Genomic DNA, 13473 nt, shown 5'->3' with positions numbered 1-13473 from the left:
GCAAAGATCAAGCATGCTTGCGCGCATGTCTGCCTTGCTGCGCGAACTTGGCGCGGCAAGTGGTTGAAACGCAAAGGGGGGTGATTTATTCCTGTGAGAGAAGAACTGGCCCATGTCAGCGGTGTTGCGTTCGATTCGCAGGCGCACCGGAGAGAATATGGAAAAGATGTGGACGGGTGAGGGACAGGCATGAACCAGATTGAAGAGTTGCAAGGCCGCATCCAGGCCGCGCTGGAGCGTATCAGTGCAGGCTCTGCCGCGCTGCAGGAGGCGCGTGCTGCAGACCAGGCCAAAGCAGAGGAAGCCGCCGCCAAGGCCGAAGAATCTGCCGCAGAGGCTGCCAAGGCGGCTGAAGCCGCCGCTGCGGGGGCGGCCAATGCTGAGGTCGAGCAGGCGCTGGAAGAGGAAAAGCTCGCCAATGCCCAGCTGGAAGAACGGGTGAAAGTGCTGCACGCCCGCCTCCAAGAGGCCGGCGGCCAGGCGCCCGCACCCAGCGAGGATGTCGCGGCGATGCAGGCAGAGCTTGAGCTGCTGCGCAACGAAGCGGGCGATCCCGCTGAGAAGGAAGCGCTGCGGGCTGAAGTAGCGCGCTTGAAAGGCGAACTGGAAGCGGCGGCCAATACAGCCGCTAGTGAAAAAGAAGCGCTGGAAGACCAGCTGTCGGAAGCCAAAGCGGCCTGCGACAGCCTGAAGTACCAGCTCGACGAAACTCAGGACGGTGCTTCAGCCCCTGCTGATCCGGCTCCTGGCCAGGATTTGAGCGCTGAGATTGAGCGCCAGAACGATGCCCTGCTGCGGCTGGATACCGAGTTGCAGCAGCTGCGTCAGGCAAATGAAGACCTGCGGGCCTCGAATACAGCCCTGCGCGACGCCAATGCGCAAAGCCTCGGCGATGCCGGGCTGATCAATGCGTCTATGGAAGCCGAGATTGAAGGGCTGCGCGCGGCCCAGGCCAGCGATCAGGCCCAGGTGAACGCTGTGCTTGCCAAGCTTGAGCCCCTTTTGGCCAATGCGCGCAACCTGCCGGAAGGGGAGGAAGTCTGATGCCCGAAGTGACCATTCATATCGGCGGCCGAGGTTTTGAGGTCTCTTGCCAGGAGGGCGAAGAAAGCTACCTGCACTCGGCTGCCAAGATGCTGGACGATGAGGCGCAGGTGCTGTCCGACCAGATCGGACGGATGCCCGAAGCGCGGATGCTGCTGATGGCCGGGCTGATGCTGGCGGACAAAACCGCAGCCGTCGAGGACCGGATCAAGGAAGTTGAGGCCGAGCTTGCCGAGCGCGAGAAGGAACTGGCTGAGCTGCGCGATGCGCCTGCACCTGAGCCGGAGCGGGTTGAAGTGCCGGTGGTGCCGCCGCAGGTGGCGGAAACACTTGCCGCGCTGGCAACTCGCAGCGAAGCCCTGGCCCAGGAGCTTGAGGAGAAACTGCAGCCCGCCGAGTAACCAGGTTGCGGCCGTGCCTTTTTCAGATCTTCTGGAAAACGAATACGGCAAAAATCTGTCCGTTTTCAGACCTTTGCGCGAAGCTCCGGAAACACTGTTTTTCGGGGGCCGCGGTTTGGCTAGGCTCGTGATTGCGAACAATTTGAAGTACTTTCGCTGTGCAGGCAGAAGACCTGAGGCAGCGGAGCGGCAGAATGTTGGAAGCAATGATCCTGGCAGTGCTGGTGGTGGGCGGAGCCTCCATGAGCAGCTTTGACTTCGATGTCCCTCAGCCGGAAGAGGACATTCCGGACACCGAACCAACCGACAATTCCGACCGCCTGCAACTGGGCGGGGAAGACGACAGCATCGATGCCGGGCGCGGCAATGATCAGGTTGCGGCAGGCGCTGGCGACGATACCGTTGCGGGCGGTCTTGGCAAGGATGTCCTGCTTGGCGAAGCTGGTCATGACCAGCTGGCTGGCGGTGAGTTTCACGACATCCTGCTTGGCGGCGAGGGTGATGACCTGCTGGAAGGCGAAGGCGGCAAGGATATTCTGCTGGGCGGAAGCGGCGACGATACCGTACTGGGCGGCGATTGGGACGATGTGATCTCCGGCGATGCCGGCTCAGACCTGTTGGAAGGTGGGCGCGGCAATGACAATATCTTTGGCGTTAATGTGCTGCCCGAACCGGACGTAGACACTCTTAGGCTGCTGCGGGAAGATGAGGAGACTGCGGAGAATATCTTTACTCTGACAGCGGATGAAGAAGCTGACACCCTAATTGGCGGTGACGGCCATGACTACCTTGCTTTGGGCGCCGGGGATTCGGGCAATGGCGGCACCGGACGCGATGTCTTTGAGCTGCACTTGGAGGGGGGCAGCCCAGACGTCATTGCTATCGAAGACTATGAGGCCGGAACAGACAGTATTCGGATTGCGGGTGCGGACACTGGCGGGTTCATTGTCGAACAGGAAGACGGCAGCGGTGATGCGCTGATTTTCGACGATGGAACCCTCGTTGCACGCTTGACCGGCGCGGGCGGCAGTTTCGGGCTTGAGCAGCTTGAGTTCACCTCCGGAGCATAAGACCTTCGCGACCGTTATTTCTGACATGTGCAGACTGGCATGGCCTGCCTGCCGGGTAATTTTTTCCAATGCCTGAACGGTGTATTGCAACCGGCCGGCACAGCAGGCCGGTGCGATCGCTGGACCCGGGAAAAGAACCGTTATACCAGAGTTAATAATTCTTTAGTTGTATTTGAGGGAAATCTGATGATCGCAGTAATTGTGCTGGGAACTTTGGCTGTAGCGGGCCTGGCGATCAGCGGCGGAGACAGTGACGACGCGCTGAACACTGAACCCACGGATTCTTCCGACGACCTCACATTCGGATCGCTGGACGACTTGATCGACGCCGGCGCTGGCTTTGACACGGTAAACGCAGGTGCTGGAGATGACACCGTGAACGCAGGTGCGGGCAAGGATGTGATCTATGCCGGTTCCGGGGACGACAGCGTTGAAGGCGGCGGCTTTCATGACATTGCCTATGGCGAGGGCGGAGATGACACTCTGAACGGCGGCGATGGCATTGATGTGCTGTTTGGCGGTGAAGGCGCCGATGTGCTGGAAGGCGGCGGCCGGAACGACGTCTTGTACGGCGGCAATGGCGCCGACTACCTGAGCGGCGGTCTGGGCGATGACGAACTGAACGGGGTGAACCTGAGCCGGGATCTGACAGCGGAGGAGGTTGCCCGGTTCCGGGATGAAGAAAACCCGGCCCCGGTGACGGATGTGTTTGTGTCCACCGCTGCTGACGGTGCGGATACGCTGATCGGGGGTGACGGGAACGATTACCTTGCGCTAGGCAAAGGCGACACCGGCAATGGCGGTGCGGGATCTGATGAGTTCGAGCTGGTTGCGGGCCAGGAAGGAGATGGAGTCATCATCATCGAGGACTACACCTTTGGCGAGGATGGGGTTCAGATCATCATCGATGACGGAAACGGCAACGAGATAACCCCGGTCCGCAGCGACTATACCGTCGAAAGAGACGATGAAACCGGAGATGCGCTGATTCTGGAGCGCGGCGAAGTCATTGCCCGCCTGCTGGGTGCCGGTGATACTTTCAGCAACGACTATCTGGTGGTTGGGCGGTACATCTGATCGGAGCCAAGAACAAAAAGCCCCGCCACGTCAAAGAGACGCGACGGGGCTTCTATTAACCTCTGAAGAGACTTGTTCAGCCGTTCGCTTCGCGGATCTTGTCGGCGGCGTCCTTGTTGAAGGCGATGCCGTTTTCGTCGAACATGCCGTCCAGCTCGCCCGACAGAGTCATCTCGGTGATGATGTCGCAGCCGCCGACGAACTCACCCTTCACATAAAGCTGCGGGATGGTCGGCCAGTCGGAGTATTCCTTGATACCCTGGCGGATTTCTTCGTCGGCCAGAACGTTAACATCAGTGTAGTCCACAGCGATGTAGTTCAGAACTGCCGCCACGCGCGAGGAGAAGCCGCACTGGGGCATTTCCTTGGTGCCTTTCATGAACAGCACAACGTCGCTGGCTTTGACGGTTTCGTCGATGCGGGTCTTTACGTCGGTCATTTATCCATTTCCTCTTGGCGTTGCCGCCGCTCGCGGTTTGTTCGGATATAGGGGAGAAACTTCAGGAAAGTAAGCCCTGCTGGCAGGGCAAGAGCAAAGAAGGTTGTCTTTAGAACCGGTTCAAGAACTTTCCAATAGTGCGCGCAGTCATGTCATTCATGCGTTCCTGCTTCTCCAGTTCCAGTTCGGCTTCCAACTCGGGGTGCTTTCCATCCAATGATACAAATGGCAGGTCAGGGGGTTTCGGAGGGTCCTTGCGCTTTAAAAACAGCAGAGCTGACAGCACTACTCCAAACCACAAAAGCAGCCCGCCGCACACAATCCAAAAGAAAATCTCAGTAACCAAAGCAGCCGCCCGAGTATGGATAGAGCTCCGATGGACAGAGCGTACCGGCAAGGCGTTCCGGCCTAAACATGATCTTGGCTACTTTCTTGTTTTCTTTGGTACAAAGAAACGAGCATATTCCTGCGGATCCTTTGGGACTTTCCAGGTGCGGACGGAACCGCCGCCCATCCCTGACTGGTAGTCAGAGCGCAGCGTGTGGTAATTAGGGTCTTCGTCATCCTCCTCCAGCGGGCGGCGGCGCTGGGACACGACCGCTACAACAGCGGTCATGATCACAATTCCAATCACCAGAATGGAGGAGAATAGTGACATCCTGGTCTATTCCGGCGCCTTGCTGGTCAGCTCCAGCGCGTGACGTGCACGGTCAGGTCCGTTCATCTTTTACCGTTCAGTTTCTCAAGCCGCTCATTCTCTTTGTTTACGCGGTCCACCTTTCGTAAGTCGACCGCTTCCAAACCCAAATCACGGTCAGGCGTCAGGGGGTGGTATTCGTAGTCTGGCTGGCTTTGCGACAAAGGGCGCTTGCGGCTTCGTTTCTTCAACTGCGTATCAACGGCATAGATACCTGCAGCGAGACCCAAAAGGCCGATCATGAGCCACCAGCCAGAAGACATTCAGATCACTCCGGAGCCTTCGTTGTCAGCGCCAGCGCGTGCAGTTCGCCGTCGGGGCCGTCCATCTTGCCTTTCAGCGCGGCATAGACGGCGCGCTGCTGCTGGACGCGGTTCTTGCCGCGGAAGCTTTCGTCGACGACCATCGCCGACATATGCACGCCATCGGTGCCGCCGACCTGGATTTCGGCGTCCGGGAAGGCTTCGCGCAGCAGTTCTTCAATCTCGTGGGCTTGCATGGGCATCCGGGGAAGTCCTTTATCTCGTTTGGTAAAAATGTAGGTTGGCGCCGGTTGCTGTGCAAGCAGGATTAGCTGCGGCCTTGCGCAAAAGGCGCGATGTTTTCGACGAAATCCGGAACTGCGGCGAGCGCGTCCTGCACGCTGTCTTCCTCAAAGTCCCAGACTGAATCGGGGTCTTCCGGGCAAAGCGCCTGCGTCAGTTCCCGGCGCCGGGCCTGCAGCCCGGCAGGCAGTTGCAGGGCTGAAACCTCCTGGAGAACCAGCAGCGCCTCATGGATCGGGCGCAGCACCCGCAGGGCGTAAGTCATATGGGTCAGCAGATCAGGATCGTCACGCCAGGTGTCGCCGTCAAACAGCTCTTGCGTCACCCTCTGGCCGGCACCTGCGCAGGAATAGGCGACGCAGCCGCCAAACCCTTTTGCCGCCAAATCAGTGTGGATGCTGCAGCGGAAATCCTTGCAAAGGTTGGGGCAGGGCGTGTCCTGCGCTTTGGCCAGCCCGAAGTCTTCATGCGGCGCAAACGGGTAGGCCAGGCAGCACAGGGCTGCGCAGCGGCTGCAATCTTCTTTCAGGTCTGGAAGGTGCAAGGGCCGGTCCCCTGGTCAAAAGAAAAGGCGGGATGACAGTGCCATCCCGCCCTTGAGCATGTGATTGCCTCAGCGCCTTGTAAAGGCAGCGCGTCAGGCGACAGCTGCCGCAAAACTGGAGCGGAAGATCTCCTTCAGCTCAGCCAGCGGCGCTTCGGAGCCGCCGATTTTGACGCTGTCGCCGCCGAATTTGCCCACGGAGACCAGCGGCACACCGGCCTGGCCCGCGGCCAGCATCAGCGCTTCGGCCTGATCGAAGTTGCAGGCAATCAGGTAACGCGCCTGGTCTTCACCGAACACGGTCTGGGTATCGCCCGCGTCGATTTGCACGCCGACGCCGGCTTCTTCGGCCATCTCGAACGCAGCCAGTGCCAGGCCGCCATCGCCAAGGTCGGTACAGGCCTTGATGAAATCGCGGTTGGCGCGGATGAATTCGCCATTGCGCTTCTCGGCTGCCAGATCGACCGCCGGGGCATCGCCGTCTTCGCGGTTGAAGACTTCAGCCAGCAGGGCGGACTGGCCCAGGTGGCCGATGGTTTCACCCACCAGCAGGGCCACATGGCCGTCGCGGGCTTCGCCGATGATCGGCTCCTCATCTGCAGCCACCAGGCCAACGGCACCGATCGTCGGGGTCGGCAGGATCGCCTGGCCGTCGGTCTCGTTGTACAGCGACACGTTGCCGGAAACGATCGGCATATCCAGAGCGGCCACGGCCTCGCCAATGCCTTTGATGGCGCCGACGAACTGGCCCATGATCTCGGGCTTCTCGGGGTTGCCGAAGTTCAGGTTGTCGGTGGTTGCCAGGGGCTTGGCGCCAACGGCGGTCAGGTTGCGGTAGGCTTCGGCCACTGCCTGCTTGCCGCCCTCAACCGGGTTCGCCTTGACGTAGCGCGGGGTCACGTCGGAGGTGAAGGCCAGCTTCTTGTCGGTGCCATGCACGCGGATCAGGCCGGAACCTGCACCCGGACGGCGCTGGGTGTCGCCCATGACAGTGGTGTCGTACTGTTCGTAAACCCACTGCTTGCCGGCATAGTTCGGCGAGGACAGCAGCGCCTTCAGGCCATCAATCGGGTCGATGGTCGGCACGTCGGCGTCGGTCAGTGCTTCGGGGATGACCGGCTCATTCCAGGGGCGGTCATATTCCGGTGCGGTCGAGGAAAGTTTGGACAGAACCAGGTCCGCCTTCACTTCGCCGTTGTGCATGATCAGGAAGCGGTCTTCTGCGATGGTCTCGCCGACGATGGCGAAATCCAGGTCCCACTTCTCAAACACGGCGCGGGCTTCGGCTTCCAGCTCTGGCTTCAGCACCATCAGCATGCGTTCCTGAGACTCCGACAGCATCATTTCATAGGCTGTCATGTTCTCTTCGCGCTGCGGCACGTTTTCCAGGTCCAGGCGCACACCCAGCTTGCCCTTGTCGCCCATTTCCACGGCCGAGCAGGTGAGGCCAGCCGCGCCCATGTCCTGGATCGAGATCACCGCGCCGGTCTGCATCAGCTCCAGCGTGGCTTCCATCAGGCGTTTTTCGGTGAAGGGATCGCCAACCTGAACGGTGGGGCGCTTTTCCTCGATGGTGTCGTCGAATTCCGCAGATGCCATGGTGGCGCCGCCAACGCCGTCCCGGCCGGTCTTGGCGCCGAGGTAGACCACCGGCATGCCAACGCCCGAGGCGGCGGAATAGAAGATGCCGTCGGTCTTGGCCAGGCCTGCAGCGAATGCGTTTACCAGGCAGTTGCCGTTGTAGGCCGGGTGGAAGCGAACTTCGCCGCCGGCACAAGGCACGCCGAAGCAGTTGCCGTAGCCGCCGATGCCTTCAACCACGCCGTTGACCAGCTGGCGGGTCTTGGGGTGGGAGGTTTCGCCGAAGGACAGCGAGTTCATCGAGGCGATGGGGCGCGCGCCCATGGTGAATACGTCGCGCAGAATGCCGCCAACCCCGGTTGCCGCGCCCTGGTAGGGCTCGATGTAAGAGGGGTGGTTGTGGCTTTCCATTTTGAAGACCACAGCGTCGCCGTCTCCGATGTCCACGATGCCTGCGTTTTCTCCGGGGCCGCAAATAACCTGAGGGCCGTCGGTCGGCAGGGTGCGCAGCCATTTTTTGGAGGATTTGTAGGAGCAGTGCTCGTTCCACATTGCCGAGAAGATGCCCAGCTCGGTGAAGGTCGGCTCCCGCCCGATAATTTCGAGGATCAGATCGTATTCCTCGGGCTTCAGCCCGTGGCTGGCAATCAGTTCAGGCGTGATGGCGGGTTCCTGCATCCGTAAACGTCCCCAATGGCTGCGATTGCGCGCCTTTTAGGGCAAGGAAGGGCGCGGGGGAAGTGGAATTAAAGGAATCCGGATCAGTTCTGGCACAAGGCGTCTTTGCGCCGCAGCCGGGGGGATAGGCGGCCGGCTGAAGTTACAGGCTTTTCAAAGTGATGCAATTCGCGGCAGGCCGCAGGGAGGCGGCGCAAAATACAAGCAATGCGAAAGTTGCCCAGCGCCAAAAGATTTTTTTCAATGACCAGGGAATTCTTGCCTGATTATACAGGTCCAGGGACCCGGCGCCGTGCCAGCCTGCTTTGCAAAGCTAAAGCGTCTGCCGGTGCCGGCACAGGCAGCGTATGAAATAAACCAAGTAAGGTCAGCAGGTTAACTGCCAAAAAAAAGGCCGAGCACTAAGCTCGGCCGAAGTCCAACAGGGAGGTATGAAGGGGGGCGAAGCCGCCGCCTTCATGAGGATCATTTAGGGCGCCGGGCCTGCCCCTTCAAGGGGATTAACGCCAAATGAACATCAAAGCTGGTATGCGTTCGTTGCATGGCTTGAAGCGGGGCATTGGTTTGGCGCAACGAAATCCAGGCCGGATTCTGCATCGCAGCAGAAAAACAGCTCCATTCAAAGGTGTTAGCGCTTAGAGTTTGCCGAGCTCTTTCATATGTTTGCGGTGCGCCATGATTTCGGACTGCACAAAGTCGCGGAAAGCACCAACTCGCTGCGAGTGGCGCAGCTCCTCAGGGTAGGCAAGGTAAACCGGGACCTGGTTCTGGTCTTCCGGCGGCAGCACTTCAACCAGTTCCGGGAACTCTTCGGTCACATAGTCCGGCAGAATGCCGACACCGAGGTCATGCAGCACCCCCTGCAGCACCCCAAAGTAGTTATTCACGGTTAGCAGAGAGCCCGGGTTGTTTGCCATCAAAGCCTTGCCGAGCACCGCGGCAGAGCCAACCTGGGCAGACCGCTGGTTCTGGCAGATCAGCCGGTGTTCGGAGATGTCGGCCACCGTTTCCAAGGTGCCGCGCTCCTCAATATAGGCAGGAGAAGCGTAAAGCCCCATTCGCACCGTCATCAGCCGCTTGCGCACCAGGTCAGCCTGGCTGGGTTCCTTCATCCGGATTGCGACATCGGCCTCGCGCATGGGCAGGTCCAGGACCCGTTCTTCCAGCATCAGGTCGATCTTCAGGTTGGGATACTGTTCATACAGTTTAGTAAGCCGCGGTGCGAGCCACAGGGTGCCGAAACCAACCGTGGTGGTCACACGCAGTTCACCGAACACTTCCTCCTCGCTGTCGCGGATGCGTGCCGCGGCCGCTTCCAGGCGGCTGGACATGGATTGAGTGGCGTCAAACAGCAGCTCGCCCTGTTCGGTGAGAATCAGTCCGCGCGCATGGCGGTGGAAAAGCGTCGCATTCAGGCTTTCCTCCAGGGCTCTGATCTGGCGGCTGACCGCCGATTGAGACAGATTCAGCTTGTCTCCGGCATGGGTCAGGCTGCCCGCATCCGCGACTGCGTGAAATATTCTGAGCTTATCCCAATCCATTTGCGTTACTTTCTGTCCGTTACGGGCTGACTGTATGAAATCTTAGTTATGTATCAGTTTTCGCGATGCAAGCGAGCAAAAATGTGAAAAAAGAACCCTACACAGGTCAGCAATTCTGACCTAATATCGAGAGCAGTTAGGCAAGCTAATCCAAGGTTGAGGAGGACCGGATGGGCACGCAAGAGATCTCGCTCAACGACAAATACGACCTCGAAAAGTCGCCAGTGCTGCTGAACGGCACTCAGGCGCTGGTGCGTCTGATGCTGATGCAGAAGCACCGTGATGCCGCGGCTGGACTGAACACCGCAGGGCTGGTCACCGGCTACCGCGGCTCGCCGCTGGGTGCGGTGGATCTGCAAATGAGCCGGGCCGAGAAGCAGCTCACAGAGGCCAATGTCACCTTTCAGTACGGGTTGAACGAAGACCTCGCTGTCACCGCCCTGTGGGGAGCACAGCAGGCCGAAGTGCGCGGCGAGGGCAAATACGACGGTGTATTTGGCTTGTGGTATGGCAAGGGGCCGGGCGTGGACCGCTCGGGCGATGCGATACGGCATGCCAATATGGCCGGGACCTCGAAACATGGCGGCGTTCTGCTGGCAATGGGCGATGATCACACCGGCGAAAGCTCCACCGTGCTGCACCAGTCGGAATGGTCGCTGCTGGACTGCTATCTGCCGATCGTCAGCCCCGCCGGTGTGCAGGAGATCCTGGACTACGGTATCTACGGCTACGCTCTCAGCCGCTTCTCCGGCCTGTGGGTGGGGCTCAAGACCATGAAGGACACCATCGAGGTGACCTCGGTCGTGGATTCCCGGCCCGAGCGGATGGAAATCGTCACTCCGGACTTCGACATGCCCGCCGACGGGCTGAACATCCGTCTGGATGATGACCGCTTCCGCCAGGAAAACCGCATCATCGACTACAAGCGCTTTGCGGCAGAGGCTTTCAGCCACGCCAACAAGATGGACAAGCGCGTGTGGGGCAAGCCCGGGGCCAAGATCGGCTTTGTCGCGGCAGGCAAGAACTGGCTGGATCTGGTGCATGCGCTAAAGCTGCTGAACATTGATGAAAACATGGCCGAGCGGCTGGGCATTACCACTTATAAAGTGGGCCAGACTTTCCCGATGGACATGAAAGGCTTCCACGACTGGGCCGAGGGGCTGGACCTGATTGTTGTGGTCGAGGAAAAGCGCAAGCTTATCGAGATCCAGATCAAGGAAGCGATTTTTGACGACCGCCGCGGCCGCCGGGTTTACGGCTGGTACAAGGGCGGGGCAGGCGCGTTGCACCGGGAGGAGCTGTTCCCGACAAAATATGCGCTGGACCCGATCATGATCGCCGAGAAGCTGGGCGGTATTCTGATTGAGGAAGGCCGCGATACCGAAGCGATACGGGCCGGGCTGGAAGGCCTGGCGGAAGCACGCCGCGCCGACAATGCCGAGGAAATCGCCACCCGGCTGCCTTACTTCTGCTCGGGGTGCCCGCACAATTCCTCTACCCGTCTGCCCGATGGATCGCGCGCCTATGCGGGCATCGGCTGCCACTTCATGGTGCAATGGATGGACCGCGAGACAGTGGGGTTCACCCATATGGGCGGCGAGGGCGTCAACTGGGTCGGCGAAGCGCCGTTCTCGACACGCAAGCATGTGTTCCAGAACCTGGGCGATGGCACCTACAACCACTCCGGCGTGCAGGCAATCAGAGCCGCGCTCGCTGAAGGCACCAACATCACTTACAAGATCCTTTACAATGACGCCGTTGCCATGACCGGCGGCCAGCAGGCCGAAGGGGGGCTGACTGCCCATCAGATCGCGCATGAGCTGAAGGCGATGGGTGTAAAGACCATGGCCGTGGTCTATGACGAGAAGGAGGACGTGGACTCCGATCTGTTCCCGGCAGGCATGCGGATGCATGAGCGCGCCGAGATGATGAAGATCCAGCGCGAGTTCGAGAACGTCGAGGGCGTCTCCGCCATCATCTACATTCAGACCTGCGCCGCCGAGAAACGCCGCCGCCGCAAGCGTGGCCTGTTCCCGGATCCGGACCAGCGGGTGTTCATCAACACCGACGTCTGCGAAGGCTGCGGCGATTGCGGCGTGCAGTCGAACTGCGTCTCGATTGTGCCCAAGGAAACCGAACTTGGCCGCAAACGTGCCATTGATCAATCGTCGTGCAACAAGGACTTCTCTTGCGTCAACGGGTTCTGCCCGTCGTTTGTGACGGTAGAAGGTGCCAAAATCCGCAAGGAAGCCACCGCGGACATCGACCTTCCGCAATTGCCGATGCCGGAACTGCCGGATATCAACGGCACTCATAATGTGGTGATCACCGGCGTCGGAGGCACCGGCGTGGTGACTATTGGCGCGGTACTGGCACAGGCAGCCCAGATCGACGGTAAAGGTGCCGGGCTGATGGAAATGGCCGGCCTTGCCCAAAAAGGCGGCGCCGTGCACATCCACTGCCGGATTGCCAACGTTCCTGAAGACATTTCGGCGATCCGTGTTGCCACGGGCGAGGCCCATGCGCTGATCGGCGGCGACCTGGTGGTGAGTGCAGGCTCCAAGACTCTTGGTCTGACAACCACCGGTCAAACCGGCGCCGTGGTGAACAGCCATGAGATCATCACCGGCGAATTCACCAAGAACACCGAGTTCAAGGTGCCCGCCGACCGGCTGGAGGTGGCCTTGCAGGCCCGCCTGCGGGACCGGCTGGACCTGTTTGACGCCTCTGAACTGGCGCGCGCTGCGATGGGCGACTCGATCTTTTCAAACATGATGGTGTTTGGCGCTGCTTGGCAAAAGGGGCTTGTCCCGGTCAGCCATGAGGCCATTGAACAAGCGATCGAGCTGAACGGCGCTGCGGTAGAGCGCAACAAACGCGCCTTCGACATCGGCCGCTGGGCGGTGCTCTACCCCGAAGAAGCCCGGAAGCTCAGCCAGCCGAAAGTTGTCGAAAAGCCGAAGTCCCTGCAGGAGAAGATCGACTTCCGCCGTGACCATCTGATTGCCTACCAGGGCAATGGGCTCGCCAAGCGCTATGGCAAACTGGTTGACAGCGCAAGCGATCCGGCCCTCAAGGAGGCGGTTGCAAAAGGCTATCACAAACTGCTGGCTTACAAGGACGAATATGAAGTGGCCCGCCTGCTGCTGGATACCCGCGCCAAGGCGGAAGCCGAGTTCGAGGGTGATCTGAAACTGTCTTATCACCTGGCGCCGCCGATGCTGGGCGGCACCGATCCTGACGGCCGCCCCAAGAAGCGCAAATTCAACGCAGGCATGGAGCGCGGGTTCCGGCTGCTTGCAAAGCTGAAGTCCTTGCGCGGCACGCCGCTCGACATCTTCGGCTATACCGCCGAACGCAAGATGGAGCGGGCGCTGATCAAGCAGTACGAGCGCGACATGAAGGACTGGCTGCCGAAGGCAGGTCCGGAACTGATGGAGCCGCTGATCGCCCTGGCCGAACTTCCGCTGCAAATCCGCGGCTTTGGTCCGGTCAAGATGGCCAACGAACAGAAGGCTGCCAAGCGCCGTGAAGAACTGCTGGCGACCCTGCGCCAGGGCGGTGCGGCTTTGAAGCAAGCGGCTGAATAGGGCGGCGGAACGCAACGCTCCCGCCCGCTCAGGGCCATTCAAAGAATGACCCTTCTCCGTTGGGCCCGGCGCCGCGCTATTGCGCGGCGCTGATGCGCCTGGCCGCAGAAGGAGTCCTGCTTCTTCTTTCTGGTCAAAAATACCCCGGGGTCTGGGGCAGCGCCCCAGCCTTTGCCGGCGCCAAACTGTCACACCGGCGTTACGCGCGCGTTGCAATATGAGCGCCCGGCCATACTTGACCGGTGAACTTGCATGGAGCGCACTAG

The 13473-nt window shown here is 60.2% G+C and carries 12 protein-coding genes; 5 read left to right on the top strand and 7 right to left on the bottom strand.

Annotated elements, in window-relative coordinates; translation table 11 throughout:
• Positions 1-189 precede the first annotated feature (189 nt).
• The 4 genes from RA20_RS01615 (at position 190) to RA20_RS01600 (ending at position 3592) form a co-directional block, all read left to right on the top strand.
• A complete protein-coding gene (locus RA20_RS01615; RefSeq protein ID WP_039123914.1) occupies positions 190-1044 on the top strand; it encodes a hypothetical protein in 855 nt (284 codons plus the stop codon).
• On the top strand, positions 1044-1445 hold the full coding sequence (locus RA20_RS01610) for a cell division protein ZapA (RefSeq protein WP_039123913.1): 402 nt from the start codon (positions 1044-1046) through the stop codon (positions 1443-1445). The genes RA20_RS01615 and RA20_RS01610 overlap by 1 nt, the downstream gene beginning before the upstream one ends.
• A gap of 194 nt (positions 1446-1639) precedes the next feature.
• Complete coding sequence (locus tag RA20_RS24510; RefSeq protein ID WP_052248771.1) at positions 1640-2515, top strand: calcium-binding protein; 876 nt, start codon at positions 1640-1642, stop codon at positions 2513-2515.
• 186 nt (positions 2516-2701) lie between these two features.
• Positions 2702-3592, top strand: coding sequence for a calcium-binding protein (locus RA20_RS01600; protein WP_052248770.1), 891 nt, complete (start codon positions 2702-2704; stop codon positions 3590-3592).
• Between the two features lie 76 nt (positions 3593-3668).
• On the opposite strand, the gene grxD is transcribed toward RA20_RS01600, so the two are convergent.
• The 7 genes from grxD to RA20_RS01565 form a co-directional block, all read right to left on the bottom strand.
• Positions 3669-4031 (bottom strand): Grx4 family monothiol glutaredoxin, encoded by a 363-nt coding sequence (gene grxD / locus RA20_RS01595; protein ID WP_039123911.1) that lies wholly within the window; start codon positions 4029-4031, stop codon positions 3669-3671.
• A 424-nt stretch (positions 4032-4455) separates the two neighbouring features.
• On the bottom strand, positions 4456-4647 hold the full coding sequence (locus RA20_RS01590) for a hypothetical protein (protein WP_241482188.1): 192 nt from the start codon (positions 4645-4647) through the stop codon (positions 4456-4458).
• Between the two features lie 104 nt (positions 4648-4751).
• The gene (locus RA20_RS01585; protein ID WP_152618412.1) at positions 4752-4991 is read right to left on the bottom strand and encodes a hypothetical protein; all 240 of its coding nucleotides are present in this window, start codon (positions 4989-4991) and stop codon (positions 4752-4754) included.
• A 5-nt stretch (positions 4992-4996) separates the two neighbouring features.
• Complete coding sequence (locus RA20_RS01580) at positions 4997-5233, bottom strand: BolA family protein (RefSeq protein ID WP_027237713.1); 237 nt, start codon at positions 5231-5233, stop codon at positions 4997-4999.
• Between the two features lie 65 nt (positions 5234-5298).
• Positions 5299-5817, bottom strand: coding sequence for a hypothetical protein (locus tag RA20_RS01575; protein WP_039123904.1), 519 nt, complete (start codon positions 5815-5817; stop codon positions 5299-5301).
• A 93-nt stretch (positions 5818-5910) separates the two neighbouring features.
• Complete coding sequence (purL, locus tag RA20_RS01570; protein WP_039123902.1) at positions 5911-8076, bottom strand: phosphoribosylformylglycinamidine synthase subunit PurL; 2166 nt, start codon at positions 8074-8076, stop codon at positions 5911-5913.
• Between the two features lie 635 nt (positions 8077-8711).
• Complete coding sequence (locus RA20_RS01565) at positions 8712-9617, bottom strand: LysR family transcriptional regulator (protein WP_039123900.1); 906 nt, start codon at positions 9615-9617, stop codon at positions 8712-8714.
• Positions 9618-9787: 170 nt separating this feature from the next.
• Here RA20_RS01565 and RA20_RS01560 point away from each other — a divergent pair, with 170 nt between their 5' ends.
• A complete protein-coding gene (locus tag RA20_RS01560) occupies positions 9788-13207 on the top strand; it encodes an indolepyruvate ferredoxin oxidoreductase family protein (protein ID WP_039123899.1) in 3420 nt (1139 codons plus the stop codon).
• The last annotated feature ends 266 nt before the right edge of the window (positions 13208-13473 follow it).

Origin of the sequence: Leisingera sp. ANG-Vp (assembly GCF_000813725.1) — a bacterium.
GTDB lineage: Bacteria > Pseudomonadota > Alphaproteobacteria > Rhodobacterales > Rhodobacteraceae > Leisingera.
The sequence above is the reverse complement of the archived record's forward strand: the minus strand, read 5'-3'. Positions and strand labels throughout refer to the sequence as shown.

What these genes read in the sequence shown, in the direction of transcription:
- RA20_RS01580 (WP_027237713.1), bottom strand. Translation starts at nt 5,233, where the DNA reads ATGCCCATGCAAGCCCACGAGATTGAAGAACTGCTGCGCGAAGCCTTC.
- RA20_RS01615 (WP_039123914.1), top strand. Translation starts at nt 190, where the DNA reads ATGAACCAGATTGAAGAGTTGCAAGGCCGCATCCAGGCCGCGCTGGAG.
- grxD (WP_039123911.1), bottom strand. Translation starts at nt 4,031, where the DNA reads ATGACCGACGTAAAGACCCGCATCGACGAAACCGTCAAAGCCAGCGAC.
- RA20_RS24510 (WP_052248771.1), top strand. Translation starts at nt 1,640, where the DNA reads ATGTTGGAAGCAATGATCCTGGCAGTGCTGGTGGTGGGCGGAGCCTCC.
- RA20_RS01600 (WP_052248770.1), top strand. Translation starts at nt 2,702, where the DNA reads ATGATCGCAGTAATTGTGCTGGGAACTTTGGCTGTAGCGGGCCTGGCG.
- RA20_RS01585 (WP_152618412.1), bottom strand. Translation starts at nt 4,991, where the DNA reads ATGTCTTCTGGCTGGTGGCTCATGATCGGCCTTTTGGGTCTCGCTGCA.
- RA20_RS01610 (WP_039123913.1), top strand. Translation starts at nt 1,044, where the DNA reads ATGCCCGAAGTGACCATTCATATCGGCGGCCGAGGTTTTGAGGTCTCT.
- RA20_RS01560 (WP_039123899.1), top strand. Translation starts at nt 9,788, where the DNA reads ATGGGCACGCAAGAGATCTCGCTCAACGACAAATACGACCTCGAAAAG.
- RA20_RS01590 (WP_241482188.1), bottom strand. Translation starts at nt 4,647, where the DNA reads ATGACCGCTGTTGTAGCGGTCGTGTCCCAGCGCCGCCGCCCGCTGGAG.
- RA20_RS01565 (WP_039123900.1), bottom strand. Translation starts at nt 9,617, where the DNA reads ATGGATTGGGATAAGCTCAGAATATTTCACGCAGTCGCGGATGCGGGC.
- purL (WP_039123902.1), bottom strand. Translation starts at nt 8,076, where the DNA reads ATGCAGGAACCCGCCATCACGCCTGAACTGATTGCCAGCCACGGGCTG.